The 25,952-nt window shown below is 35.0% G+C and carries 25 protein-coding genes and 1 pseudogene; 14 read left to right on the forward strand and 12 right to left on the reverse strand.

The genetic code is table 11. From position 1 onward, the window contains the following. A partial coding sequence (locus tag ACFTQ7_RS23545; RefSeq protein WP_386831595.1) for a hypothetical protein occupies positions 1-285 on the forward strand: 285 nt, incomplete at its 5' end. A 42-nt stretch (positions 286-327) separates the two neighbouring features. On the opposite strand, the gene ACFTQ7_RS23550 is transcribed toward ACFTQ7_RS23545, so the two are convergent. Together ACFTQ7_RS23550 and ACFTQ7_RS23555 are read right to left on the reverse strand one after the other, a co-directional pair. Then, a complete protein-coding gene (locus ACFTQ7_RS23550) occupies positions 328-924 on the reverse strand; it encodes a DedA family protein (protein ID WP_386831597.1) in 597 nt (198 codons plus the stop codon). Then, positions 924-1,490, reverse strand: coding sequence for a class I SAM-dependent methyltransferase (locus tag ACFTQ7_RS23555; protein WP_386831599.1), 567 nt, complete (start codon positions 1,488-1,490; stop codon positions 924-926). The genes ACFTQ7_RS23550 and ACFTQ7_RS23555 overlap by 1 nt, the downstream gene beginning before the upstream one ends. A 229-nt stretch (positions 1,491-1,719) precedes the next feature. Here ACFTQ7_RS23555 and ACFTQ7_RS23560 point away from each other — a divergent pair, with 229 nt between their 5' ends. The 3 genes and pseudogenes from ACFTQ7_RS23560 (at position 1,720) to ACFTQ7_RS23570 (ending at position 4,511) form a co-directional block, all read left to right on the forward strand. Further along, complete coding sequence (locus ACFTQ7_RS23560; RefSeq protein ID WP_386831601.1) at positions 1,720-2,619, forward strand: hypothetical protein; 900 nt, start codon at positions 1,720-1,722, stop codon at positions 2,617-2,619. A gap of 210 nt (positions 2,620-2,829) precedes the next feature. Beyond that, positions 2,830-3,739, forward strand: a pseudogene (locus tag ACFTQ7_RS23565) (ABC transporter ATP-binding protein). Further along, entirely contained in the window at positions 3,714-4,511 is a 798-nt protein-coding gene (locus ACFTQ7_RS23570; protein WP_386831603.1) for an ABC transporter permease, read from the forward strand. The pseudogene ACFTQ7_RS23565 and the gene ACFTQ7_RS23570 overlap by 26 nt, the downstream one beginning before the upstream one ends. 67 nt (positions 4,512-4,578) lie before the next feature. On the opposite strand, the gene ACFTQ7_RS23575 is transcribed toward ACFTQ7_RS23570, so the two are convergent. Beyond that, positions 4,579-5,178 (reverse strand): TetR/AcrR family transcriptional regulator, encoded by a 600-nt coding sequence (locus ACFTQ7_RS23575; RefSeq protein WP_386831605.1) that lies wholly within the window; start codon positions 5,176-5,178, stop codon positions 4,579-4,581. Positions 5,179-5,611: 433 nt separating this feature from the next. On the opposite strand from ACFTQ7_RS23575, the gene ACFTQ7_RS23580 reads away from it, so the two are divergent. From ACFTQ7_RS23580 to ACFTQ7_RS23605, 6 genes are all read left to right on the forward strand, one after another. Continuing rightward, positions 5,612-6,340, forward strand: a complete 729-nt coding sequence (locus ACFTQ7_RS23580; protein ID WP_386831607.1) for an ABC transporter ATP-binding protein — start codon at positions 5,612-5,614, stop codon at positions 6,338-6,340. Further along, complete coding sequence (locus ACFTQ7_RS23585; RefSeq protein WP_386831609.1) at positions 6,337-7,353, forward strand: ABC transporter permease; 1,017 nt, start codon at positions 6,337-6,339, stop codon at positions 7,351-7,353. The genes ACFTQ7_RS23580 and ACFTQ7_RS23585 overlap by 4 nt, the downstream gene beginning before the upstream one ends. A gap of 242 nt (positions 7,354-7,595) precedes the next feature. Then, entirely contained in the window at positions 7,596-8,474 is an 879-nt protein-coding gene (locus tag ACFTQ7_RS23590) for an ABC transporter ATP-binding protein (RefSeq protein ID WP_386831611.1), read from the forward strand. Positions 8,475-8,495: 21 nt separating this feature from the next. After that, positions 8,496-9,203 (forward strand): ABC transporter permease, encoded by a 708-nt coding sequence (locus ACFTQ7_RS23595; RefSeq protein WP_386831613.1) that lies wholly within the window; start codon positions 8,496-8,498, stop codon positions 9,201-9,203. 23 nt (positions 9,204-9,226) lie between these two features. Further along, on the forward strand, positions 9,227-9,937 hold the full coding sequence (locus ACFTQ7_RS23600) for a response regulator transcription factor (protein WP_386831615.1): 711 nt from the start codon (positions 9,227-9,229) through the stop codon (positions 9,935-9,937). A gap of 9 nt (positions 9,938-9,946) precedes the next feature. Continuing rightward, positions 9,947-11,386: a sensor histidine kinase gene (locus ACFTQ7_RS23605; RefSeq protein WP_386831617.1), complete on the forward strand. Its 1,440-nt coding sequence runs from the start codon at positions 9,947-9,949 to the stop codon at positions 11,384-11,386. A gap of 118 nt (positions 11,387-11,504) precedes the next feature. Here the strand turns inward: ACFTQ7_RS23605 and ACFTQ7_RS23610 are convergent, their stop codons facing one another. Then, positions 11,505-12,269 (reverse strand): DUF4184 family protein, encoded by a 765-nt coding sequence (locus tag ACFTQ7_RS23610; protein ID WP_386831619.1) that lies wholly within the window; start codon positions 12,267-12,269, stop codon positions 11,505-11,507. A gap of 284 nt (positions 12,270-12,553) precedes the next feature. Between ACFTQ7_RS23610 and ACFTQ7_RS23615 the strand changes: the two genes are divergently transcribed. From ACFTQ7_RS23615 to ACFTQ7_RS23625, 3 genes are all read left to right on the forward strand, one after another. Next, entirely contained in the window at positions 12,554-13,312 is a 759-nt protein-coding gene (locus ACFTQ7_RS23615) for an ABC transporter ATP-binding protein (protein ID WP_386831621.1), read from the forward strand. A 3-nt stretch (positions 13,313-13,315) separates the two neighbouring features. Further along, complete coding sequence (locus ACFTQ7_RS23620) at positions 13,316-15,703, forward strand: ABC transporter permease (protein ID WP_386831623.1); 2,388 nt, start codon at positions 13,316-13,318, stop codon at positions 15,701-15,703. Between the two features lie 254 nt (positions 15,704-15,957). Further along, complete coding sequence (locus tag ACFTQ7_RS23625) at positions 15,958-17,088, forward strand: acyltransferase (RefSeq protein ID WP_386831625.1); 1,131 nt, start codon at positions 15,958-15,960, stop codon at positions 17,086-17,088. Between the two features lie 120 nt (positions 17,089-17,208). On the opposite strand, the gene ACFTQ7_RS23630 is transcribed toward ACFTQ7_RS23625, so the two are convergent. The 5 genes from ACFTQ7_RS23630 to ACFTQ7_RS23650 form a co-directional block, all read right to left on the reverse strand. After that, a complete protein-coding gene (locus tag ACFTQ7_RS23630; protein ID WP_386831627.1) occupies positions 17,209-17,673 on the reverse strand; it encodes a 2-thiouracil desulfurase family protein in 465 nt (154 codons plus the stop codon). A gap of 121 nt (positions 17,674-17,794) precedes the next feature. Continuing rightward, a complete protein-coding gene (locus ACFTQ7_RS23635) occupies positions 17,795-19,168 on the reverse strand; it encodes a GntP family permease (RefSeq protein WP_386831629.1) in 1,374 nt (457 codons plus the stop codon). A 113-nt stretch (positions 19,169-19,281) separates the two neighbouring features. Further along, positions 19,282-20,295: a 4-hydroxythreonine-4-phosphate dehydrogenase PdxA gene (gene pdxA / locus ACFTQ7_RS23640; protein ID WP_386831631.1), complete on the reverse strand. Its 1,014-nt coding sequence runs from the start codon at positions 20,293-20,295 to the stop codon at positions 19,282-19,284. Next, complete coding sequence (locus ACFTQ7_RS23645; RefSeq protein WP_386831633.1) at positions 20,292-21,596, reverse strand: four-carbon acid sugar kinase family protein; 1,305 nt, start codon at positions 21,594-21,596, stop codon at positions 20,292-20,294. The genes pdxA and ACFTQ7_RS23645 overlap by 4 nt, the downstream gene beginning before the upstream one ends. Further along, positions 21,593-22,357: a DeoR/GlpR family DNA-binding transcription regulator gene (locus ACFTQ7_RS23650; protein WP_386831635.1), complete on the reverse strand. Its 765-nt coding sequence runs from the start codon at positions 22,355-22,357 to the stop codon at positions 21,593-21,595. The genes ACFTQ7_RS23645 and ACFTQ7_RS23650 overlap by 4 nt, the downstream gene beginning before the upstream one ends. 287 nt (positions 22,358-22,644) lie before the next feature. Here ACFTQ7_RS23650 and ACFTQ7_RS23655 point away from each other — a divergent pair, with 287 nt between their 5' ends. Continuing rightward, entirely contained in the window at positions 22,645-23,130 is a 486-nt protein-coding gene (locus ACFTQ7_RS23655; RefSeq protein WP_386831637.1) for an NUDIX hydrolase, read from the forward strand. A gap of 51 nt (positions 23,131-23,181) precedes the next feature. Here the strand turns inward: ACFTQ7_RS23655 and ACFTQ7_RS23660 are convergent, their stop codons facing one another. The 3 genes from ACFTQ7_RS23660 to ACFTQ7_RS23670 all read right to left on the reverse strand — a co-directional run. Continuing rightward, the gene (locus ACFTQ7_RS23660) at positions 23,182-23,703 is read right to left on the reverse strand and encodes a DUF6886 family protein (RefSeq protein WP_386831639.1); all 522 of its coding nucleotides are present in this window, start codon (positions 23,701-23,703) and stop codon (positions 23,182-23,184) included. Positions 23,704-23,716: 13 nt separating this feature from the next. Continuing rightward, the gene (locus ACFTQ7_RS23665; protein ID WP_386831641.1) at positions 23,717-24,478 is read right to left on the reverse strand and encodes a class I SAM-dependent methyltransferase; all 762 of its coding nucleotides are present in this window, start codon (positions 24,476-24,478) and stop codon (positions 23,717-23,719) included. 186 nt (positions 24,479-24,664) lie between these two features. Next, the coding region (locus ACFTQ7_RS23670; RefSeq protein WP_386831643.1) for a YbfB/YjiJ family MFS transporter at positions 24,665-25,952 on the reverse strand (1,288 nt) is incomplete at its 5' end.

Genomic DNA, 25,952 nt, shown 5'->3' on the forward strand with positions numbered 1-25,952 from the left:
CAACAGCAGGTTTTGGTTTTGTTTGTGCGAAAGCGCAGCGACAGCAACAGCAGGTTTTGGTTTTGTTTGTGCGAAAGCGCAGCGACAGCAACAGCTGGTTTTGGTTTTGTTTGTGCGAAAGCGCAGCGACAGCAACAGCACGATGTTGGTCACGAAGGCGTTATCACAGGATGTGATGGTGTTAGCCTTCGTACCCCTATCGCTGATCCCCAAGGAGTCGCCCAATCTCCACTTCAATCAACCTATTTCTATAATATACTTCCTATCAATAATTACAGTTCCTAATTTTAACTATTTTTTTATTTTTCGTATATAAAAATAATAAAATCACTCTGATACCGACTTTAATTTTCGTGTATAAAAATAATAAAAACAACCTGCAATACTAACGAAAGCACCAAAGTAAATACCGTATTTCGTCGCTAGTATGGAAATATTTTCAATGTGTTTTCCAAAGAACAAACCAAGTGTAAAGTAAATCAGTGTCCAAACAAAACCTGCTGAGTAGTAATACAAAGCGTATTTTTTAAATGACATGTTATTCATACCTACTAAATATGGAAGTATATGTCTCACGATTGGTATGAAATAGCTTATCACTAAAGCAAAATGACCGTACCTATCTAATAATTCTTTTGACTGTAATAAATATTTAGCCTTGTTCTTTTTCACCAATTTATCTAGTATTTTATGACCAAACACCTTTCCAAGAATAAACCCTAAGGAAAGTCCTGAAACTGCGCCAAGATAAGTTAGTACAAAAGCTTTCAACACACTCATTTTTCCTAACGATGATAAAAATCCACCACTCATCACAATCATCTCATCCGGAAGGGGCATACCAACGATTCCTAGCCATAAGCTGAAAAATAAAGCAAAATAACCGTATTGCTCAATATATGATAGAAGATCTTGTAATCCCATTAGCTAGCCCTCACATTTCCAAGTTTGCAGCTGAGTACATAGGCAGGTGGAAGGTTAATCCATACTTTTTCATGTGAAATGTCTTCAAAATAATTTTGGATAAATGATTTTCTAACAAGTGAATATTGGAATGTGATAAATTCTCCATCTTCTAAGCACTCCTTTACATTTTGTAAAATACGTGATGAAATGGCAGGATTCAATGATGTAAAAGGTAATCCAGATACGACATAATCAATTTTTTTAATATTTAATGCTGACATATAATCGCATAAATCCTCTGCTGAACCATGTATTACGATTATACTCGGCTCATGTTCAAATTGTTCACGAAGCTCTTCACAAAAAACTTTATTATTTTCAATAAGAATTAACTTTGTTGACTGCTCTTTTCTTTTCACTAATTCTTTCGTAAATGAACCCGTACCCGGACCTAGTTCAACAATATATCGGGCATTTTCAAAAGAAATTTGGTCGACCATTTTTTTTGCTAATTTTTTAGAACTAGGTGAAATTGCACCTATCGTTTTTGGATGTTTTATAAATTCAGTAAGGAACGTTAACATACATTTTCTCCCCGATCAAAGTATTATTTGAATACTTTTAATATAAAGAGCATTTCTTAAAGATTTCCGAGGAGATTTCTTAAATTTTTCTTAAGAGACCAGAAAAGATTGTTAGGTCATTGGTTCTAATAATTATTTCCTTTACAAAATTGTCATACAATTGCTTCCAGTAGAATAGAAACCTATATAAGGAATAATTGATACGGAAAAATAAGTGGGGTGTGAAAGGATGCTTAAACTAAATAATGCAAAAGAATTGGTACTCAGAATCGTACAACAAGACCCATTGTTTGTCGTAATACAAAATACACCTTCAGAAGAAATACTTTATAATGACGGCTATTTAGCGCATATTGAGGAAACAAATTATTATTCTACTTCAGAAGTCGCTAGCTGGTTTGAAATAACGGATGCGATGCTTCGCTATTATATTAAACCGTTCGAACAGTATATTTTTGATAATGCTACGAATAGCCCAAATACCAATATTCGTTTGAACCTTCCTGCCATCTTAAGACTTCGCATGATTTTACTGCTAAAAGATGAACACCGCGTTAAAGGCTTAAAGCTTTTACTAGGAATTGATGACAATGGTCAACACATCAAACACCAAATAACTGCAACAACTATGGGTACTGATGATTTAGCGAACAAGGTTGATGTTCTTGGAAATGTTCTTCAGCAAATGATACAAACTGGGCTTTTTAATATTCTTCCTGACGAAGAACATGGCACCCTACAAGTGACGATCAATCAAGACTTTCTCGCACAAAAAATTCAATTAGTATCCTCTGAATCGGATCTTCAAGTAGAAGAAATTCAAAAAGAAACAGCTGAGCTTAAGCTAGAAAACGAAAATTTACAAAAACAAATTTCAGAACTTCAAGAGCATAGTGTGAAGGATATTGTGCAAAAAATTCGTGAGCGTCATATTGAAAATGAAATTGTGTCAACATTACGGACAGAAGCATTACAGCAATATTCTATAGAGAATAATGCAGGCTATTTTAGAAAACTTTTTCGTTCCTCTCAAATTGAGATGGAAAAAGAGCAATTTGTGTTGGGTTATATTTCGAAGCACCTAGAAGAACGTTTAGAAGTAGCACTGAATAATTATTATGGCGAATAAATATCTTCAAGCTGTTGGTACATGTAAAATTGTCCTCACTTGGCGGAGAACATGATGGAGTCTTTTTAAAGAAACCATTCATGTTCTTTTTTTATATCGCACAGCCATTTAGCTCACACTGTTTAGTGTTGCATTGTATAGTAATTTATTTTTTTAAAATTAGTTTTATAATCATTATAAAGAACAGTCGAAGGGGTGAAATGTATGGCAATGATTGAGGTCAATAATCTAACAAAAAAGTTTGGAGATTTTTATAGTGTACAGAATGTGGACTTACAAATCGAAAAAGGTGAAGTGTTCGGATTTTTAGGACCCAATGGTGCAGGTAAATCTACAACAATTCGGCACTTAATGGGCTTCTTACAGCCGACACAAGGTCAGTGTTTTATTAAAGGGTTAGATTGTCGCCAATCTACAGCCGAAATTCAAAAATTCGTAGGCTATTTACCTGGTGAAATTGCATTTATCGATAAAATGACTGGACATCAATTCATCAAATTCATTGCCCAAATGCGAGGGTTAAATGATTTAACAAGAGCTCATGAACTCATGCAATACTTTGAATTAAATGCTACTGGGCTTATTAAGAAAATGTCAAAGGGTATGAAGCAAAAAGTAGGTCTCATCTGCGCATTTATGCATAACCCAGAGATAGTTATTCTAGATGAACCGACAAGTGGATTAGATCCTCTTATACAAACAAAGTTTATCGATTTTATTTTAGCTGAAAAAGGAAAAGGAACGACCCTATTCATGTCCTCTCATATGATTGAAGAAATTGAAAAAACTTGTGACCGTGTAGCAATCCTTAATGCCGGCAAGATTGTTGCAACGGAAGCAATCGCTGACTTAAAAAAGCGAAAATCTAAAAAGTATTTAATTGAATTTCAAAGCGAGCAAGAACTATCTCGTTTTTTAGGCGCGCAACATACTATAGAACAAATTGGACCAACACAAGCAATTATAAAAGTTCAGGGTAATGTCCAAACATTACTGCATACATTAGCAGACTATAAAATTAATGACCTCGATATCATTTCACAATCTCTTGAAGATATATTCATGCATTACTACGAAAGTGGAGGGAAAGAGTCATGAACTTTACTTTGCTAAAACATGAGATGCTAGCTACTATTAAACTTTTTAGTATTATACTCGCTGTATTAATGCTCTATATCATTAGTATTGTCTATATGTATAACCCTGAAATGAGCAATACTCTTAATAAGCTTACCGAAACAATGCCAGAATTGATGTCAGCATTTGGTATGAGTAACATAGGCAATTCGTTAATTAAATTTCTATCTACTTATTTGTATGGCTTTTTATTACTTGTTTTGCCGTTAGTCTTTATTATTATGTTGGCAAATAAACTAATGATGGGCTATATCGATAACGGTTCCATGGCATACTTAATTGCAACACCGAATACACGTTTTAAAATTGTCTTCACGCAAGCATTTTTTTTGGTTGCCAGTATCTTTATACTGCTCACAGTAACAACTTTAATAGCCATCTTATTTTCAGGGATTCTATTTCCAAATGAACTGGATTTAAGTGCTTTTTTGACATTAAATATCGGTCTTTTTTTCTTACACTTTGCCATTAGTGGCTACTGCTTTTTAGTATCCTGCAGTAGCAAAGATTTAAGAACCTCTTATGCATATAATACAGGGATTCCTATTCTATTTTATTTAATTCAAGCGCTTAGTAATATGGGTGGTTCTTTAGAAAAGCTTAAGTACTTCACCATTTACTCATTGTTTGCACCTGAAAAATTAATGACTCAAAATAGCTCGCCCATTTGGATGTTAGGAGCATTGTTTGTAATCGGGCTGCTATGCTATATGCTAGCTATTCGTGTTTTTGTTAAACGTGATTTGCATTTGTAAAGCTAAACGTCAGAATCTGCTTGCTTTCTTGTAGCAAGCAGATTCTTAAACTTAGGAATATAAAAATTCATTGCTGCAAAGATGCCAAATTACCAATGAAGCGCAATAACCTAAAATGAATCATGGCTAACTCCTCCACATTTAAATTCTCATCTCCACTGCGTAACCACTCTTGAATAACACCTAAAATCGCGGAAGTTAAAAAAGCCTCAAAATATTGTAGAAACTCTGGGTCAAGCCCTTCTTCTCGAATCACAGAGATTTTATCCAAAATATGATTACTAAAAACTTTCTTCATTCTCCTGTTAAAGGCGAGGCTCCCCTGCTCTCCTAAAATAATTCGAAAAGCTCTTGCATGCTCTTTAATAAATTGAAATACTGCAATAAATGGCTGATATAGTTGGCCTATTTTTATCGAGTGAAAAGCATCTAGCGGTTGAACGTTTTTTACATAGCTCTCTAGTTCATTTAATAATTCCTGCTGCAAATCCTCCATCACTTCAAATTTATCTTTATAATGTAGATAAAAAGTTCCTCGATTAATGTTTGCAGTAATAGCTAGGTTTTTTACTGTTACTCGCTCAAAACCTACTTTCTCTATTTGTACAAGTAATGCAAGTTTTATAGCTCGTTTCGTTTCAAAATTCATGATATCGTGAATAGACATTTAGAACCCCCATTGTATTATCACTTTAATCCGTTAGTATTTAGCCATGTTGTTAGATGATTACCTCAATGGTTACCTCAATAATTACAACAAGTTCAAAAAATAGTAGTCATTACAGCATTTACCTTATTTATCGGGTCTTTTTTATTAATTTCCAACAATCTAATTTAGTAAAATAGTTATTTTTTTAAATTTTTAGGCGGTATACATTCTTATTTGTTAAAAACTGCAATATTACTCATCGAATTTGATGATTATAGCTACTATGTACAACGAATTTATTTGGACTAGGCAATCCGATTTCATCTAACGCGAAAATGTTGAAATCCAAAATCACTTAACACTTTTTAGTTATTTGTTTATTGTAATTCCCAATTCACTGCCTTAAAATTTCAAGTATCAACACTGTGTTCAGTAAAGGAGAGATGGATCTATGGGAAACAATGCAATTTCATTAAACTCCATAGAAAAAAAGTTTCACCAAAAACAAGTAATTGCCCCGCTTTCCTTAGAAATTCCTAAGGGACAGCTTATTGGCTTACTTGGCCCTTCAGGCTGTGGGAAAACGACGTTAATTAAAATGATTATGGGAATGATCAAGCCCGATAATGGTCATATTCAAGTGTTAAATCATACAGTCCCCCACAAGCAATTACTTACAGATATTGGTTACATGGCACAATCTGATGCACTGTATTTGGATTTAACCGGTGAAGAGAATCTCCATTTTTTTGCTAAGCTTTATGGATTATCCAAAAAAGAACGTGTGGAGCGTGTCAATTATGCTGCAAGCCTTGTTCATTTAACGGATGATTTAAATAGTAAAGTGTTGAATTATTCTGGGGGGATGAAACGGAGATTATCCCTTGCTATTGCCCTTATCCAAAATCCCCAGTTGTTGATTTTAGATGAGCCAACTGTTGGAATTGATCCCGTATTGAAAAAAGAAATTTGGCAGGAGTTAATTCGTCTAAAAAATGATGAGCATAAAACAATTTTAGTAACGACACATGCAATGGATGAAGCAGAGCGCTGTGACCAGCTAGCTATGCTACGCAATGGTCATATTATCGCGAATGGTACACCTCATGAATTGAAAGCTCATTATCAGGCAAAGGATTTTGATGAAGTGTTTTTAAAGGCTGGAGGTGAAGCACTATGAGAATCGGCGCAATTGTTACTAGAATTATGCAGCAAATGATACGTGATAAACGTACACTTGGCTTATTATTTTTTGCCCCTCTTCTTGTGCTTTCGTTAATGTATTTTGTTTTTAATAGTAACGAACCTGACATGACACTAGTCGTATCAAATGGTCCTGCATCTATAATCGAAAAGCTTGAAGATTCGGATTTTCATGTTATCGAAAAAAATGATTTTTCTATTGCCAGTCTAAAAGATGAAAAATATGATGGCTGGTTAGCTTTTCAGCAAACTCAATTGAAGCTCACAATATTAAATGATGATCCTTCAACAGCTAAGGCTTTAAAGATGAAGCTTTCTCAGGTTTTACAGCCTGAACAATCTGCCATGATGAAGTTGACGACTGATTATGTATATGGCGATGAAAATACCGCTATTTTTGATATTTTTAGCCCGATGCTAACAGGCTTCTTCGTGTTCTTTTTCGTCTTTTTAATTACAGGTATAGCGTTGTTAAAAGAACGAACTTCAGGGACTTTGGAACGCTTACTAGCGACACCGATTAAACGTTCTGAAATTGTTGCTGGTTATATGATTGGTTATGGATTGTTTGCTTTTATTCAAACGACTATTATTGTGCTATTCGGGATTTATGTCCTTGATATTGTACACGTCGGCTCCATTTGGCTTGTGCTACTAATCAATATTGTTGTTGCACTTGTTTCATTATCATTAGGAGCTCTGTTATCAAGTTTTGCCGCTTCAGAGTTTCAAATGATGCAATTTATCCCGCTTGTCATTGTGCCGCAAATTTTCTTTTCAGGTATTTTCCCACTAGATAATATGGTGGAGTGGCTACAAAATATAGGTCGAATTATGCCACTATACTATGCCGCTGACGCGTTGAATGGGGTTATGTATAAAGGATATACCTTTAGTGAAATTCTAGCCGACTTAGCGATACTTGCTTGCTTCGCTCTTGTATTTATTACATTAAATATTGTAAGTCTCAAAAAATATCGATCATTATAATTGAAATGGTTCTGCTCAAAAATTGGGCAGAACCATTTCAATTATAAACTAGGATCATCACCCACGCATGAAGATACAACACAAATATTCAAAAATAGAAAATTACACCAAAATTCCATTAGCAAAAGGACAAATATTCATCTATACTAATTTTACAGATAATGTCTTGAATTTCGTCAGTACGAACATATAGATACGAAAATGACTTACAATAAAAAGCCTAAAAATAAAGGTGTGTAAAGATGAATCCGATTATGGAAATACAGAACATTTCTAAACAGTATAGAGGTAAAAAAATCTTAGAAAATGCTACATTTTCTATTTACGCTAATCAAATTATAGCTATTGTAGGAAAGAATGGAGCAGGTAAGAGTACCCTTCTAAAAATTATTGCAAAATTAGTTGACGCTGACAGTGGTTCTATTGTGAAACATCGACAATCATTAAAAATTGGCTATGTGCCAGAAGTGACCCCTTCACATATTTTGTTTACGCCTGAAGAATATCTTTATCATATGGGCCGTATTCGAGGTATGACCACTAAACAACTTCAGCAAAAAATAAATGAGTTACTTGAATTATTTCATTTACAGGAAGCTCGGAGCATTCGGATTGTTAACTTTTCTAAAGGTATGAAGCAAAAGGTTATGATTATGCAGGCAATGCTTGAAGACACAGATCTGCTAATCTTAGATGAGCCACTATCAGGACTTGATCCTAAAGCTCAAAGTGATTTAGAAGAAACCCTTTCGATATTAAAGGCTAAGGGGTTAAGTATCGTTTTAACATGTCACGAACCAAAATTACTTCAACATCTTGTTGATACCGTTCTTATTATTCAAAATAACAAAGTCAATCAAACTGATTCATTACATAAGAGTCATGCATTGAAAAATAAATTAATTTTTGAGACTTCAAGCTTGAATTTATTGGATGACATGCTACCTATTCTTGAAATTCAGCAACAACATCTTTTAGACAACGGTTGTTATGAGGTTATCACCATTGTTAAGGCAGAGGAAACAGACAGAGTATTATTAGAGCTACTACACAGAAAAGCCTCAATTAAACAATTAATCCCGATCAATGAAAAGGAGGAACAATTCTATACCCATTTTTAATGAGGAAGAATAGACGCCGATATGACTAGTTTATTACGTTATCAATTTATTAATTATTTAAGAACCTATCATTACGTTCCACCTTTTTCAATTTTCATATTATGCCTTGTTGTTAATTATACTTTTGTACCAAATCCAATATTAGACAGTTATTCGTTTACAGCTATCATTCTATTTTTTCTAATGGGATGGTTTACAATTACACTATTTCACGCGGAAGATGAAGGACAAAAGGTAATTACAACACTTCATGCCAAAAGCCGAACACACTATAATTTAGGAATTTTTTTAATTTGTGTACTCATTGGTTTTTTCTTAAGCTTTGTATCAGTAGTCTACCCTACTCTTATTGGCGCCTTTGGAGAAAAACCAAGATTTATACATCAATTACTAGGATTCCTCTCACATTTTAGTTTAGCTGTACTAGCGATTGCACTTTCAGCTCTATTTACGAGAGAACTCGTTAAAAATAAACAAAATACTTGGTGGGGTGTACTTGGCATCTTAATTGTTTCTGTCGTGATTGCTACTTTAAAAGAAACAATTCTTCAGATCAAAGGGCTCATTTGGTTACTTCCCCCTGTCCGCCTTTCATTGGAAATGATGGGCTCAGAAGACTCCATTAAATCAATTCCTAGCCGTTTTTATTGGCAATTTACTTGGATCTTCGCCTATTCGGCCTTCGTCATCATGTTGTTCTTCCTCCTTTCGAATCGAAAAAGGAGATAAATATCTAAAGAAGGAGAGTTCTTATGGTTAATAAAACTAGGGTGCTAATTGTAGAAGATGAAAGCGATATTGCAAATATCATAAAGGACTATTTAAGCGTCAATCATTTTGATCCTCATATCGCTGGAACTGGTCATGAGGCAATCCATTATATGAAAGAAAACTCTCCTGACTTTATCATTCTTGACCTTTCTCTCCCTGATTGCGATGGAATTAAATTATGTCGCCAAATTCGTGAAAATAGCAATGTTGCTATACTAATTTTAAGTGCCCGCAGCAGTGACACTGATAAAGTTCTTGGTTTAGGATTCGGTGCGGATGATTATATGACAAAGCCTTTTTCTTTAAGTGAGCTTGTGGCTAGAATAAACGCCCATTTGCGGAAACAGGATAGATGGCTACAGGACACTGCGAGCCAGATGGATATAATTCGAATCGATCATATGGAAATCAATAAAAATGAGTATACTTTTTCCTGTGATAAAAAGCATGTTCCTCTATCTGCAAAAGAATTTGAGCTACTATTTTTTCTAATGAAAAATCGTAATCAGGTTTTCTCCAAAAATCAGTTACTCGATGCCGTTTGGGGCTATGACGCATATGGTGATGAAAATACGATAACCGTTTACATTAGACGTATACGCGAAAAAGTTGAAAACGACCCATCTTGTCCTGTCTATATTCAAACAGTTTGGGGCGTTGGCTATAAATTTACTACTCAAAACTATTCGTAGGAGAGCGCAATGTATTTAAAAAATTGGATGAAGAGATGGTTATGGGCAATACTACTCTGTGTTTTAGTGTTGTTTATTTGTTTCCTAACACTATTTTTTACAAATTTAAATCGTAATGAGAAGCCAGAAAATGAATACGTTATTAATCAAATTCGTTTAGCAGTAAATGAACTATTATTGTACATAGAAGACCATTATACAAATCTTGAACAGAATCCAAATTTACGCAGTTCCCTCCAAGAAATGAGTAATAGTGAAGGAATAGATATTACAGTTGTTCAATTAGATGGGAAAGTTATTTTTAATTCAATCGAGGGAGACCCTTCACAGTTTATCAACTTAGAAGAGGATTTACATTATGATTTATTTACGTCTCAGCAACAACCGGGGATTATTAAAATTGCCTTTCCTATAATTAGTCAGACGAATGAACAACTAGGGAACGCTATTTTCACCATTGATAAAGATGTACTCTTACCCGTAGAACAGTCTAGTCTTAGCAATTTTATGATTTTATTCATAAGTGTTCTATTATGTTTTTTAATCATGGGACTTGCCTTGTACATTGTACGGAAGTCTAAAAAGGAGCTCCTTCTTCCTTTAAATCGTTTGAAAAAAAATTCTGAAGAAATTATCAAAGGTAATTATGAACAGAATATTGAATATTCGCGGGCAGATGAAATCGGTGAATTATATGCAGTGTTTGATCAAATGCGCTTGGAAATACAAAATCTTACGATACAACGAGATGAACAAGAACAAAACCAAAAAAAGCTTATTTCTAGTATTTCGCATGAAGTAAGAACACCTCTAACAACATTAAAAGCTTATTTAGATGCTATTTCTGAGGGAATTTGTCCTAACATGGATTCGCTTATGTCGTATATTCAAATTATGCAGACAAATACAGAAAAAATGTCTCGGTTAATTGATGATTTATTTATTCACACCTTGAAGGAGCTTGGGCATATTCCGGTTAACTTAAAAGAGCAATATAGTAAAGATGTTTTTACGAATATTTTGCACCCCATTCACCATTACGCCCAAACGACTGGCATTCATTTTATTGAGCCAAAGTCTATCCCTAATGTACTGATTAGAGTCGATGAGCATCGACTAGAGCAGGTACTTTCAAACCTTATGACGAATGCACTAAAACATACTACTAAAGGTGATTCAATAACCGTTTCTATAAATATTGAAAGCCAATTACTTTACATTAATGTCATAGATACTGGTAATGGAATGCTTCCTGAAGATATGCCTTTTATTTTTGAACGCTATTTTAGAGGTATTCAGGCTACAGGTGAGACTGCTGTAAAAAATGAAGGGGCAGGACTCGGATTATCTATTTGCAAGCATATTATGGAAGCACATAATGGTTCAATTTCTTTTAAAAGTAAGCAAAATGTAGGAACAACATTTACGTTAACACTTCCTATTATTTAAATTTCGCAAGAAGAAAGAGAGTAAAACTTTAATCAGTAAGGGTTTTCTTAAGCCCCTACTGATTATTTGTCTCCATCAATCGGTATTCTATGGCGGTTAATGCCGGATAAAAAAGTACCTATTGCCCTTTATTATTACGATCATCTAATTTGTTTTGATGATATGTTATAACTAAAGAAATGGTTAGTAAGCTTCCAAAAAATGAATCTATGATGCGTACAACCATTACTCCATAGCTGCTAATTGGTACCCTATCGATCATGCACCAAAGACATACATATAGTAGCGATAAAATAAATATTAATGCCCAAAAATAGAGTTTCTTTTTAGAGCCAATGTTCGGAGTATCTTTCTTCTTATTTAATGATGCTCTGTAATACATATAAACGATAATTAGTGAAATCCCCAAAAGTGTACTACCATGTTGTAAAAATTTATAAATGGGTATTTGATAGCCATACAGATTGAAGGTATAGGTCAGAGTTGGGAAATTCCTTACCATAAATCCATTTGTATGTGTAAAAGAATCCCATACTACATGAGTTAACATTCCAAATAATGCTGAGTAACAAAAAATGACTGTCTTCCATTTTTTTCTTCCTGCCACTTTGTAGCTAGATGTATCCTGCAGAAAGTTAGGTAAATGGTGGATTACATTCAAACGTATCATTCGATGATACATAAAGTAAATCATTACTACTAATGGGAGATTGAATAGAAAAAAACCTGTGTAAGTATGCCCTATCTCTCCTATAGGTTGACCTCGTAAAAAATATTCAAAGTCAGGCGCCATACTACCTAAAACCATTGCGGAAAAATTAATATATTTACTTTTTCTGGTGAAAGGTAATACTGCCGCCGGATGAGCAAATGTTAATGGCATAGTATTCCCCCTTCTATTTCAACTTCTTTCAGCGGGTGTCACGGTATCGGAAAGGAGTTCTTTGTGCATGCACAAAGCCGATTCCAGACGCAATCATGCCTAGGCATAAATTGATCAATATATTTATTACAACGTTTTTCATTTCTAAAAGTTACTTAGAAATGTAAAGATCAGCTGATCCCTCAACAAATTTTTACGCTGTAATAATTTATTAATAATTTAATAAGGACCTTATAATAATTCCCCCTTACACTAAAGGAAATAAATTTGAAGGAGGTATTCTCGTGGATAAAGAAGTACTTATTCTTGCCCAAAATCTATGTAAGACATATTCCACAGGGAGTGAGCAATTTCATGCAATAAAAAATATTAATATCGAAATTTATAAAGGCGATTTCACTGTCATTATGGGGAACTCCGGTTCGGGTAAATCTACACTGCTTTATCTTTTAAGCGGTCTTGATTCCATTACAGCTGGTGAAGTTTATTTTCATGGAGAAAGGCTGGATACATATACAGAACAGCAGTTAGCTACATTTCGCTCTAAAAAAATTGGTTATGTTTATCAAAGTAGTAATCTCGTTCCGGATATGACATTGCTAGAAAACATCACTCTCCCAGGATACATTGCAAAATACCCTAAAAAAGATGTAATAAAAAAAGCGGAGATACTATTAAATAAAATGGGACTTGAGGAACAACGGAATCGTTTACCTTCGCAAACCTCTGGTGGACAGCAACAAAGAGCAGCTATTGCTAGAGCATTAGTAAATGACCCAGAGATTCTGTTTGCAGATGAACCAACGGGTAGTTTAAATTACGATCAAGGTATAGCTGTCCTAGATATTTTAACGAATTTAAACAAAAAAGGTCAGTCTGTAGTAATGATTACGCACGATTTAAAAGCCGCCTGTCGTGCTAATCGACTTATTATCATTCAGGATGGAAAAATCGGAGGTATTTTAAACTTCGATCAATACGATAATGCTAGCATACAAGAGCGTGAGCATATTATCTTCTCGTATGTTGCGGGAAAGGAGTAAAATATGCGCGCAATTATTACTCTCTGCTTTGCACATATTGAGAAAAGGAAAATCCAAAATGTACTATTAGCAATCCTAATTATGCTATCTACCCTTTTATTAGCCACCTCTGTAACAATTATTATGAATACAAGCAATATTTTTGAAAAAACACATCATGATTCAAATGGGGCACATCAAATTTTAACGATGGGTAAGGATATTCATAATCCAAACACTGTCAACAATTGGTGGCAAGAACAACAAGGGGTTTCTGCCTCGAATCTCATTCCTTATAGAAATTTATCTGGCTTCACAGTGAATGGTGCAGAAACGCCAAATGATCTCTACTTATTCATGATGAATACACCAAAAACGCCCTTTGCAATTGATCGATTACTATTTTCAGAGGGTGAAAATCAGGACTATCCTACTGAAGGAACAATTTGGATTCCCACATCGATGGCTACTACTTCAAATATTTCACTTGGAGATGCTATTGAATTTAACACCGGCGAAAAAGCTTTTTCATTAAGCGTTTCTGGTATTGTTGTTGATTTGCCATACGGTGGACCCTTTTCAAAAAATGCTCGTATTTGGATGAACGAGTCTGACTACCATAAACAGTTTGATACGTTGGTAGGGTCTGAACAATATATGATGGCTCTTCGCTTTGATGATTATCAGCAAAGTGCAAACTATTGGATTGAATTTGAAAAGTTTTTAAAAGGTTCCTACCTTGAATCAAAAATGGAATACGTGGATCTCTATTCGTTTTATTTAATTATTAATAAAATTATCGGCTTTATCATGATCGCTTTTGGTGTAGCAATGTTATTCATTTCATTGTTTATTATTGGCTTTAGTATTTCAGATGCCATTTTAACTAACTATAAAACGATTGGTGTCATTAAATCTCTCGGACTTACTTCTCGAAAAATTAGTGTGACCTATGTTTTACAATTTGCTTTATTATCCGTGGTCTCGATTATTCCTGGCCTTATTGCCAGTACAATCCTTTCCAGAGTAATTATAGAAAGCTCTTTATCTTATTTAAAGTCCGAAAAACATTTAACGATTATTCAAGATATTAGAATCACCATGTTACTTGCTGTCATAATCCTTGTCATTGTTATTCTTACAGCGTTCATTTACTCAAACAAAACACGCCACGTTGAACCAGTACAGGCAATTAAATACGGTATGTCAGAATTTGCAAACAATAAATTGAATCGGCGTTTAAATAACTCTAATCGCCTTTCTAATTTTGTTAATTTGCCGATTCAACTTCAAATTGGCATTAAAAACATTACTAAAAATATGAAAAGTTCCATTCTTATTATTGTTCTTACAGCCATTACTTCTGCTATTTTAGTGTTTAGTGCAGTCATGCTTAATAGCTTTATTTCCATCAAGCAAAACACACCAGCATTTGGCTACGATTCATCACATGTTGTCGTATCGGTTTCTAATGAAGCAACATTTTCAAAACAACAGTTCGAACAATTTTTACGCTCAGATGAACGCATTAAAAATCACGCTTGGCTAGATCAATTTACAGGGGTTCTCCCTAATGAACCAAATCAACCGTTAAATATAAAAGTCGATACTCTTGAAGGTAGTTTTGATGCTGCTGGATACGAGACAATTTCGGGCCGTAATCCTGTAAATAAAAATGAAATAGCCATAGGCCTTAATGTCGCGAAGGCTTTACATAAAAATCTAGGTGACATTGTGGAAGTCTATATCGAAGGCAAGCAGCATCATTTGATTGTTTCTGGTATCTATCAATCGATAGCAAATATGTCTAATTCTGCGAGAATTACCGCCGATGTTATCAAATTTTATAATGCTACCTATTCTGCTTCAAAACAAAGTATGATCAATTTGGTAGATGAGACATTATCAGATCAAATCGTTGATGATTTAAACAATAACTTTAAAAGCTCTGTCAAAGCTGACACACAACAAACATTATTAGATGATGTCTTTAAAGTGGTGGTCGCTGTTTTAATAATCCCATTATCTGTTATCGGAATTTTATTTATCACTGTAACATTCATCATTATTTTTAGTGTTTCTAGAATACATGTAAGAAAAGAAAGCGGAACTTACGGAATTTTTAAATCTATTGGTATGACCTCAAATACTATTAGATGGTCGATTACATCAGGAGTTCTGTTTCTTTCAGGGCTAGGGACTTTATTCGGAATTTTTATCGGTATAAAATTAATACCCTTAGCCTTACAAAGTATTCTTCTAGAATATGGCTTACTGGAGTTACCCCTTGCGATAAATTGGCCAATAACCATTGGATTATCTCTCTTAAGTGTTGTGGCAGCCTGTCTTGGTTGCTGGGTATCGACAAAAATCATCTTCAAAACCTCACCGAGAATTTTGCTTGTTGAATAAATATGCCCCCAACCTACTTAGGTAGTGGGGGCATTCATTTTAATATATTCATAACTACCGGGTTCATGTTATAATATTCCAGAAAATAAAAGAAATTTACTTCTCTTGGTTATCATTTTGTCACTGTCATATTACCAAGAGATCCTTTCTTTCTTAATGGGTATACCAACATCTGCCTAGCACAAATGTTTACAGTACACCGTTTAGACGAGAAAATAACTATCATATGTAAATATTTTTTGGGAGATGATTATATGAAACGAGCACATATTCATGAATTAAATATTACTCGTGCATTAGCCATTTTAGCTGTACTTATTATCCATGCTACTAGCACACCTGTTACGGTTTTACCAAGTGACTCAAAACTATATCCGCTATATATATTTTTTAACATTTCCTCTAAATTTGCTGTCCCTGTATTTATTTTCTTAAGTGGATTTGTTTTATTTTACAATTATATACAAAAAGACTTAACAAAAGAGCTGGTCGTTAGTTTTTATAAAAAAAGAGTGACGCAAATTCTCATTCCTTATCTCTTTTTTTCTATTTTCTATTATGCTGCCATTCAAATTTTTTTGACGGGTGATTTATCATTAACATGGAATGCACTATTTAGTGTGGAATTTCTTGAAAAACTTTTAATTGGAAAAGCGTATACGCATTTATACTATATTTTTATTATTGTACAGTTCTATCTGATGTTCCCTTTATTCCTATATGTTTTAAAGAAAAAACCTGCCCTATCCTCTCATCTAATTTGGATTGGATTTGCCCTTCAATGGTGCTTTATTTTGTTAAATGCAGAGTTTTGGCAATATCCATATAGAGGGAGTATCTCATTTTCTTATTTTGCCTATTTCTTAGCAGGTGGATTTTTAGGCATCTATTTTGAAAAATACAAAAGATGGATCCAACTAAAAAAAGGGGCTTTCCATATTGCTATCCCTTTTATCTGGATTATATGGCTATTTTCTACTTTTTATAATGTATATTTATATTATTTTGCATTCTCAGCTAAAACCTATTTAACTAACAGTGTTATATTTGAAATTGTTTTTCAGCTACAATCTATAACAGCAAGCATTGTCTTACTACAGCTTTCCTTCTGGATTTATAACAAATGGAATAAAGCGATTGTCAATTGCCTGATTAGCCTAGGCACACTATCATTTGGCATCTATCTATTACATCCATATTTCCTTTTCCTTTATAGACAAATTCCTATAAGTGGAAACAGTATTTTATTTCATGTATGGAGTGTTGGTGGTTTTCTTGTTGCCCTATTCGTCACTTGGGCTATTGTATTTTTAATAGGAAAATATTTTAAATATCATTGGATTGCGTTTGGACCGATTCCGAAAGAGTTTCCATACAAAAAGTAAGTATAACAAGACCTCGTACACGCGGTAGTAGCGTTTACGAGGTCTTGTTAACTATTTGCTCGGTCCTGCAAATCGCCAATTCAATATAGTGCAATATTTTAAAAGAAAAGCTCTTACCTATCAAGTATGCAAAAACAACTCCAAAAAATCTTCTTCAGAACAAACAACAATACCATTTCTTCTTAGTAAAGCAGTAGTTACGCCTACTCCACCTAATTTTGTACCATTGAAATCACCATTGTAAATCATTGCACTGCCACATGATGGACTATACTCTTTTAATACAACCTTAGTTGCACCTATTTCGAGTGCTTTATGTAATGTTGCATATGCTCCCTTTAAATAAAGCTCCGTAACATCACGACCAGATATTTCAACAACCCTCGCTCTTCCATCTAGAACGTCTTCACCATCTCCATCAACAATTTCAGCGGGCTCACGAGGTGTCGAAAAACCTCCCATAAGTTCAGGGCATACGGTTAACGCCTTATTTTCTAGCACAAGCTTTTGAATTCTTTCATCTATACTATCTGTTCCGTTATACCGTACCTTTAATCCTACTAAGCAGGAGCTTATTAAAATCATATACACACCTCATTTTTATCCATTTCATGTAAGTATCACTATAGCTTAACAGAAAAGTCCGTCAACAGTCATATACTGCCAATAGTAACAGACCCAAAACTTTTCCATAAGGTGCTGTTGTTTATAGAATACTATCTGTAACTAAAATCATAATCAACGATACTAGCCAAGCTAAAGTTGTTGGAACAGACCATACCATAATTTGCTCTTTCGTTTCTGTAATACCGAGCGAACGGTTTACAACCCAGAATAATGTATCGCTGAAGTATGAGAACACCATAGCACCTAATGCGGCTGCTTGTGCAGCTAATACCATGTTAACATCTGGAATAGCCATTAAAATTGGTGCTGAAATTGAAGCCGCTGTGATCATAGCAACAGTACCACTTCCTTGAATTACTCGAACAAGTGAAGCGATAATGAATGGAATTAAGACAGCTGGCAGTGGAAGAGAGGCTACAGAGCTACCGATATAATCTCCTGCACCACTTTCACGTAAGACAAAGCCAAACGCTCCTCCTGCACCTGTAATTAATAATATAACCCCAGCACTATTCATACCTTCTTCCAAACGACCTAATACTTCTTTACGCTTCCAGTGATTAGCTAATGTATAAATGGAAGCAATTACCGCTAAACCAACTGCAATAATTGGTTGACCAAAGAAGATCAAAAAGTCAAAAATGCCACCGGAGATTTTAAAAGCTGATAACGTTGTATTTAAAAAAATTAAAACGATTGGTAATAATATTGGAAAAATCGAACGGAACAATGTTGGTAATTCTTTATTACGTTCGTCTGATAATTTAACAAAATCCTGATACGTATATTCTTCGTCTTGTCGAATCCAATCCGTACCATCTTCGTTTGGAATTTGATTGATACGCTTTCCGAGCCATTTCCCATAGAAAATCCCAACAAGCATAATTGGTACAGCAAAAACCAGACCATAAATCACCATTTGTCCAACATCGACATTGAAAATCCCTGCAACCCCTAATGGACCTGGTGTAGGAGGAACCGCATGGTGCGTTGCCGCTGCACCAATCGCTAATGGAATCCCAACAGCTACTACAGATTTACCAGTATTTCGTGCGACAGATTTAATTAATGGTGTTAAAATAATAAATGTAGAATCAACGAAGATTGGAATTGCCACGATGTAGCCCGCCAAAGCCATCGCCCATTCTTCTTTTTTTCTACCAACAAAACGAATCAGTTCATATGCTAATCGCTCTGCTGCTCCTGATACTTCTAAAATACGTCCCATCATTACTCCAAAACCAATAACGATACCAATTGAACCTAGCGTACTTCCAAATCCACTAACTATCGCATCTGATACAGCTTTTGGTGCCATTCCACCAATAATCCCTGTAATAGCCGCTGCAATAATTAATGCTAAAAAGACATGAATCTTTGTTTTCACAACAAGAAATACTAATATAATTACTCCAATAATAAGACCTAATATAATCTGTGTTTCTGTTGTCATTTTGTAACCCCTTTCATTTTTAGTAAGAAAAATGAGGAAAGGAATATTCCCTCATTTATCTAAAAATCCGCCGGAGGCTTTAACTTTTTTCAGCATTCATTTGCTGAAAGAAGTTAGAGTGATTCTCTTGTAAATTTCGGTGCATATTCCGCAGCAAGCTTGATACATTCATACATACTTACTTCCGAAGCTATATTTTTCCAAGCAATATCAAATGCTGTACCGTGGTCTACAGACGTACGTAAAAACGGTAAGCCATTTGTAATTGAAATGGTACGGTGGAAGTCTGTCATTTTCGCAGCGATATGTCCTTGGTCGTGATATAACGACAGAACAGCATCATAGCGACCATTTAGTGCTTGATAGAAAACAGAGTCTGCTGGAACAGGTCCAACGGCATCTATACCCGCAGCGACTGCAAATTCAACGCCTGGTTTGATTTCTTCTACTTCCTCCATTCCGAATAAACCTCCTTCACCAGCATGTGGGTTTAAACCTGCTACTGCAAATTTACGGCTTTCAACACCTAAACGTGCTAACGCTTTGTCACAACGCACTAAGTAATCATATACGCGTTCTTTTGTCATTTGTTTAATCGCATCCGCAACAGATATATGGCGTGTTAAGAAAAAAATACGCATACCCTTTACTTGGAACATTGTTAATGGGTCTTTGGATTGTGCTAATTCTTCAAGCATTTCTGTATGACCGATATAAGGTACTTTGCCAGCTTTTAATGATTCTTTATTAATTGGTGTCGTTGCTAAAGCTTTTACTTCACCTTTCATGGCTAGTTCTACCGATGTTTTAATAAATTCAAACGAAGCACTACCATTTTGAGCAGATACTTGACCTGGTTCAAATGCATCCAAATCGATGTTTGCTAAATCAATGATATCAATTGAACCGAATTCATATTTACCATCTGGTGGTGTAGCTACAACATTGACTGTTAATTGTACACCTGTTACATCGATGGCTTTTTGAATAATTCTCGCATCACCGACAACTAATGGCTTGCACATTGTGTAGATTTCTTCTTTTGCTAAAGATTTCACTGTAATTTCTGGACCAATCCCAGCTGCATCGCCCATTGGAATAGCGATAATTTCTCTAATAGTTGTCATATGGCTACTCTACCTTCTTCCTTGTTATTCATTAAATATTTAATGCATTCATCAATTGAATGTTTGTCGCCAACTGTTCCGCCTTTTGTTACAACAGGAATCCCATCGAATGTACCACCAATAAATCGCCCAAATGCTGCCCGTGGTAGTACTTCGTCATAAAGTTGAATCGCTTCTGCACCACTAATTGCACATATAGCAGCTGTAACATCACCGCCGCTTGAAAATGAACCGCTAATAAAAGATTTAGCATGTTGTACCACTTGATTTGTCACAATTGCTAAGCCCTCTGTAATACGTTTTGCTAAAATTTCTTCTTGGACATTTTGTTCTTTTGCAAGCTTATATAAATCTAGTTTTTCCGAACGTGGTGAATATGTCGTAATAATTAATACATCTTCACTTGATATCTTTTCAAGTGCTTCTGCTGTAGCACGTGCAATTTCCTCGTCCCAGCTAGATGAAACGGAAGCAAGTTGTCGAGGATTGACGTAAACTGGTTTTACATTGCGTTTATCAATTACATATTGTAACTGTCGACCTGTTAATGAGGTAATACTCCCTACTGTCGCCATAATTTTATCGTTTTTGACAGTTTGTGCCGTCTTGACATACCCATATGCTGCTGTCAATGGACCAGGGTCGACTGGCATTAAATCGAAATGTTGAATGGTCGCCATTGCCTCAGCGATTACATAAATATCTTCATTCGATATGGCATCTACAACGATAATACGACTACCTTCTTCGATATGTTGTGTTAGTTGTTCACGTAATGCTAGTTGTCCTTGTAAAACATATGATAATGTAATATGCGTGACTCTATGATGGCTTTGCTTTTGCAAAATAGATGGTACATATGAATTTGTAATTGGATTCATTGGATCTTTCGCAACATCCGTTTTTTCAACGGGAATCCCATCTACTAATAAATAACCACCTGTTACGACACGACCTGAGTCGGGATACGTTGCGGTGACAATGGCAATTCGATTTACCTTACTATCTAATAAGGCATCAATCTCACTACCCAAATTTCCACGAACAGTACTATCAATACGTTTAGCGATAACATCTGCTCCCCACATATCAAGTTGCTTTTGAACATGTAGTACGCGCTGCATAGCCATTTGTGGTTGCACATAACGACTATCTGTATCGACACATAGTGCATTAAGTGAGCTATTTTTAGGAATCTCCGCACCGAATACTACAGTAGCACTACGAAAAGCATTTTTTTTTAAACACACCCCTGTTGCATTTGCCCCTGTAAGGTCATCTGCAATCACGCCGATTTTCATGAACTCACATCCTCTATGAATATTGAAGTTTCCTTGTAAAGCTCTTTGATTTCATCTGGCAAAAGATGATCAGTAATTATTCCTGTTACGTTGTCTATTTCAGCAATTTTTGCGAACGCTTTCTTTTCGAATTTACTAGAATCGACTGCCAGATAAACTAATTCAGAAGCGTCGATAACACGCTTTTTCAACGATGCCTTTTCAAAAGTAGTTGACATTATTCCTAATTTTTCATGTACTGCATGCGCACCTATAAATGCGATATCTAAATGAATATTGTGTAGCATTTCATCAGCTGTCACACCGAACACAGCACCTACATTTTTTTGAACAATGCCTCCGAGTAAAACTAATTCATGCTCACTATCCATCAATTCAGCAGCAATAATAATATCGTTTGTTACAATCGTTAGCGGTTGCCTTGATTTTAACTGGCGTGCAATTTCTAAATTAGTTGTCCCAGAATCTAAAAAAACTTTCATGCCTTCTTTAACAAGTGACACCGCTTTTTCGGCAATTTCTATTTTTTGTGAACGTGCTTCAGACAGTTTTTGATTGTAACTTACTTCTGTCATAATAGTTTGAGCAAGTGTTGCACCACCGTGTGTACGTATAAGCTTTTTGTGTTTTTCGAGCTCATCTAAATCACGGCGAATCGTCATGGCAGACACACCAAGCATTTCTATTAATTCTAAAATTTCTACCCTGCCCTTTTTGTGAAGCTCATCAATAATTTTTTTCTTTCGTTGTAAAGGTGTCATTTTAATTTCCCTTTCTGTACCGCAAAATCATTTGTTTACTTTGAACAGATTATGCACTTTTCTGATAATTAAGTCAACAACTTTTGTTTATTTCAAACACAAATATGGTAGTTTCAATCATAACTTAAATTTCTCTTAATCATTTCACTGATTTGTGCTACTATTTTTTTATTTACATTTCTTTCAACTACAGGAAAATAAATTAATAGTTTGGAAATTATAAAAAAGCTGATAAATGGTGTCCACTTATATTCAAATGCTTGATATTTAAAAAGGAGGAAAAAGACTTGGTTGAGTTTACAATTTGTTTTCTTAAAAAGGGTGACCAAATATTATTGCTAAATAGGGATTTCCCACATTGGATGGGAGCTTGGAATGGGGTTGGCGGAAAGATTGAGAAAAATGAAACGCCACTTGCTGGTGCATTACGAGAAATTAAAGAAGAAACGGGCATCGTACTGAACGATATTACATTCAAAGGAAAAATATCATGGACGGATGGAACAACCGACTTTGGCTGTATGTATGCTTTTATTGCTGAATTGCCAGAATCTTATCCATATGTGACACCGATTAAAGTCGCGGAAGGCATTTTAGATTGGAAACGTCTATCGTGGATTTTTCATCCCGAAAATGTAGGAATAGCCGATTTAAAACATTACTTACCAAAAATGCTAGATGAAACAATTAACTATGAATATATATTTACATATAAAGATAGTGAATTGATTGACATTACGAGTACCCCGTTCGTACAAACTGTTACTATCTAAGTATAACAAGACCTCGTACACGCGATATTGTCGTATACGAGGTTTGGCTAATTATTTTCTTGGTTGCGCAAATCGCATTCTGCACATCGACCAATTCAAGGTTGTTTTTTGAATTTCATCATAGATGTTCCACAGGCTATCGACTATCCGTAATTCAACATTACGTTTAAACAGTTCCTCATATAAATTTGCTACTTCAAATTTAGCAATAGGGTATTGTATTGTTTCACTCGTATAATAACCAGCATTTTTATCTTGTAGCGTAAATCCATTACTATCAAACTCATATAAGTAAAGCTTCGTATTTTTCATCGTCTCAAACCACTTGTTTTCAATTACGACAACATGTGAACATGATGCAGATGCTATATAGGCTCGTTTATCCTGTTCGGTTGTATCGGCACCGATATGATAGCAAACTCGTGGACAATTTCTAGGGGTTAAAAAATTCGGCAAACATGTATCGGTAATTGCCCATACTAGCCCTTTCTCTGGATCTAAATCTAGTCGATCAGGTAATCGGGGATGGAATACGGTAATATCGTTTTCCTCACTCACATGAAATATACGCACATGCTTTCCTCCTTTATTTTCTTAATTTAAATACAATAAAATCTGCACAATGCAAATCTTCCTCGAATTGTGGATACTTTATTAGCATCTCTTTTGAAGGCACCGGTTCGATAACGTCCTCTATAGAAAAGCCTGCTTGAATAATTGCTTTCATATAGCTCGTTAATGTTCGGTGATAAAATACAATTTTGTCATCGGAATCTAGTGGAAGCTTTTGATCATATACCCCTTCATAAAAATAACGCTGAATCTTCCAATACTGTTGGTCAAGCCGTTCATTTCTTATCCATCCACTATTCGGCGTAACAAAGCACGGGTGGAGAATAGAAAAGATGAAAGTACTATTAGGTTTTAAAAGACGATACATTTCATTTAAAGCTGCCTTATAATCTGCTAGATCTTGAAGGACCATATTGGAAACAATACAATCAAACTGTTCTTCTACTAAAAAATCTAGTTTTTCGCAATTTCCATGTTTATATTGTATCGGAACTTCCTCATATGTTCTTTCTCGAGCAATTTCTAGCATCTTTTCTGAATAATCAACTGCTGTGACAATAGCCCCTTTTTGAGCAAGTATTCTACTTAAATAGCCTTCTCCGCACCCTGCATCTAATAGCCTTTTTCCTTTCACCTCTTCTAATAATGAAAAAATGGCTGGATTTAATAATACTTCACGGTGTATGCCACCATGTTCATCGTAGTTTGCTGTAAACCTTTCTGCATGTTGATCCCAGCGTTTAATCGCCTCTTCTGTCGGTACTTTTCTTGCCATATAATTCCCTCATCTCTATATAGAATCGTAACGTTACGTCCCTTGTGCGCATTACTATTTTTTCATATATATCCAAAAAGTTATAGACTTTTATTTTATTTTTTTATATCATTTAGATTGAGGCACGGCATCTTTAAGTAAAAATAAAAGCCAGAAATTCCCAATGGGATTTCTGGCTTTTATTATTTAAGGATTAGATTGAGTTTTGATAGGTAATGCATTGTCTAAAGTGACCTGTCGTTTAACTGTAATCCATCTTCCACTTAACATGATAATTAATGCAAAAAATACACTGACTCCTGCAAAGACAAGCGCTGCTTTATAACTACTATAAACCGCCACAAGCTGGCTCGCGATGATTGGTCCGATAATTTGACCAAAAGCATAAAACGTTGTTAACAATGATACGACTGGACCGCTTTGTGTTGGGAATAGTTGACGTGCATAAGAGGTCGTTAACGTCACAATGCCTACAAATGTTAAGCCAAATAAAAATGAAGATAATAGTACGCTCCATACTGTTTGTGAAAACACTGGCAACAAGATGCCTACTACTTGCAATACATAGGCAACAAACAAAATTTTGATGGCAGAAAATTTTTCTAATAATACAGTCCAAACAGGTGCTGACGGGATAGCCGCTACCCCAACAATGACCCAGCTATACGAAGAGTATGCTTGTAGTGAAGGAATATTATGAATGATATCGACTAAAAAAGTGCCTGTAATAATATAGCCTAATCCCTCAAAACCATATGCGACAATTAACCATGGCATAAAACCCTTTGTCATTTTTGTATCAGAGGATTTAGCAGTTTTCACACTATCTTGTACATGCAAGCCTCTCCAAAGTATATATGTCACCACTAATAAAACAGCAGATAAAATCCCTAAGCCAATCCATGTACCTTGCCAAGCAAAACGCGCTTCAATAGCAGGGACTAATAAGCCTGAAATAGCAATTCCTAATCCAATTCCGCCAAATAAATAGCCTGACCATTTTGTGAGTGAATGCTTTGCTAAATAATCCATAATAATACTACATGTTAATACAAAAATCAGTCCCCCTGTAATGCCCGCAATTAGACGAAGCACAAGCCAAACACTATATATTTCAATGATTCCCATAAGAACAACAGAAAGGACATTCAAGACAACACTTAACAATAAAAAGTTCTTCTTTTGGCGGTTAATAAACCCTGCCCACAATGCACCAATGAAATAGCCAATATAATTACTCGATGCTAAAAATCCTGCAACTTCAAACGAAAACCCGACATCATGACGCATAAATGGCAAAATTGGCGTAAATGCAAAGCGGCTAATCCCCATAGCCACTACAAGTAATAGCACCCCACCAAGTAAAATCCCGATGTGCTGTCGATTCATCTTGTCCCCACCCCCTAATATCTTCTTATAATTAAAAGGATACATAGTGAAAATTAATAAATCTAATATATAATTTATATAAAAG

Origin of the sequence: Lysinibacillus sp. NPDC056959 (assembly GCF_042674095.1) — a bacterium.
GTDB classification, from domain to species: domain Bacteria; phylum Bacillota; class Bacilli; order Bacillales_A; family Planococcaceae; genus Lysinibacillus; species Lysinibacillus zambalensis.

Coding starts and splice junctions, on each gene's coding strand:
- ACFTQ7_RS23550 (WP_386831597.1), bottom strand. CDS start 924: ATGGGATTACAAGATCTTCTATCATATATTGAGCAATACGGTTATTTT.
- ACFTQ7_RS23600 (WP_386831615.1), top strand. CDS start 9,227: ATGGTTAATAAAACTAGGGTGCTAATTGTAGAAGATGAAAGCGATATT.
- ACFTQ7_RS23585 (WP_386831609.1), top strand. CDS start 6,337: ATGAGAATCGGCGCAATTGTTACTAGAATTATGCAGCAAATGATACGT.
- ACFTQ7_RS23645 (WP_386831633.1), bottom strand. CDS start 21,596: ATGAAAATCGGCGTGATTGCAGATGACCTTACAGGGGCAAATGCAACA.
- ACFTQ7_RS23590 (WP_386831611.1), top strand. CDS start 7,596: ATGAATCCGATTATGGAAATACAGAACATTTCTAAACAGTATAGAGGT.
- ACFTQ7_RS23605 (WP_386831617.1), top strand. CDS start 9,947: ATGTATTTAAAAAATTGGATGAAGAGATGGTTATGGGCAATACTACTC.
- ACFTQ7_RS23555 (WP_386831599.1), bottom strand. CDS start 1,490: ATGTTAACGTTCCTTACTGAATTTATAAAACATCCAAAAACGATAGGT.
- ACFTQ7_RS23635 (WP_386831629.1), bottom strand. CDS start 19,168: ATGACAACAGAAACACAGATTATATTAGGTCTTATTATTGGAGTAATT.
- pdxA (WP_386831631.1), bottom strand. CDS start 20,295: ATGACAACTATTAGAGAAATTATCGCTATTCCAATGGGCGATGCAGCT.
- ACFTQ7_RS23650 (WP_386831635.1), bottom strand. CDS start 22,357: ATGACACCTTTACAACGAAAGAAAAAAATTATTGATGAGCTTCACAAA.
- ACFTQ7_RS23625 (WP_386831625.1), top strand. CDS start 15,958: ATGAAACGAGCACATATTCATGAATTAAATATTACTCGTGCATTAGCC.
- ACFTQ7_RS23610 (WP_386831619.1), bottom strand. CDS start 12,269: ATGCCATTAACATTTGCTCATCCGGCGGCAGTATTACCTTTCACCAGA.
- ACFTQ7_RS23575 (WP_386831605.1), bottom strand. CDS start 5,178: ATGTCTATTCACGATATCATGAATTTTGAAACGAAACGAGCTATAAAA.
- ACFTQ7_RS23560 (WP_386831601.1), top strand. CDS start 1,720: ATGCTTAAACTAAATAATGCAAAAGAATTGGTACTCAGAATCGTACAA.
- ACFTQ7_RS23620 (WP_386831623.1), top strand. CDS start 13,316: ATGCGCGCAATTATTACTCTCTGCTTTGCACATATTGAGAAAAGGAAA.
- ACFTQ7_RS23595 (WP_386831613.1), top strand. CDS start 8,496: ATGACTAGTTTATTACGTTATCAATTTATTAATTATTTAAGAACCTAT.
- ACFTQ7_RS23580 (WP_386831607.1), top strand. CDS start 5,612: ATGGGAAACAATGCAATTTCATTAAACTCCATAGAAAAAAAGTTTCAC.
- ACFTQ7_RS23630 (WP_386831627.1), bottom strand. CDS start 17,673: ATGATTTTAATAAGCTCCTGCTTAGTAGGATTAAAGGTACGGTATAAC.
- ACFTQ7_RS23665 (WP_386831641.1), bottom strand. CDS start 24,478: ATGGCAAGAAAAGTACCGACAGAAGAGGCGATTAAACGCTGGGATCAA.
- ACFTQ7_RS23570 (WP_386831603.1), top strand. CDS start 3,714: ATGAACTTTACTTTGCTAAAACATGAGATGCTAGCTACTATTAAACTT.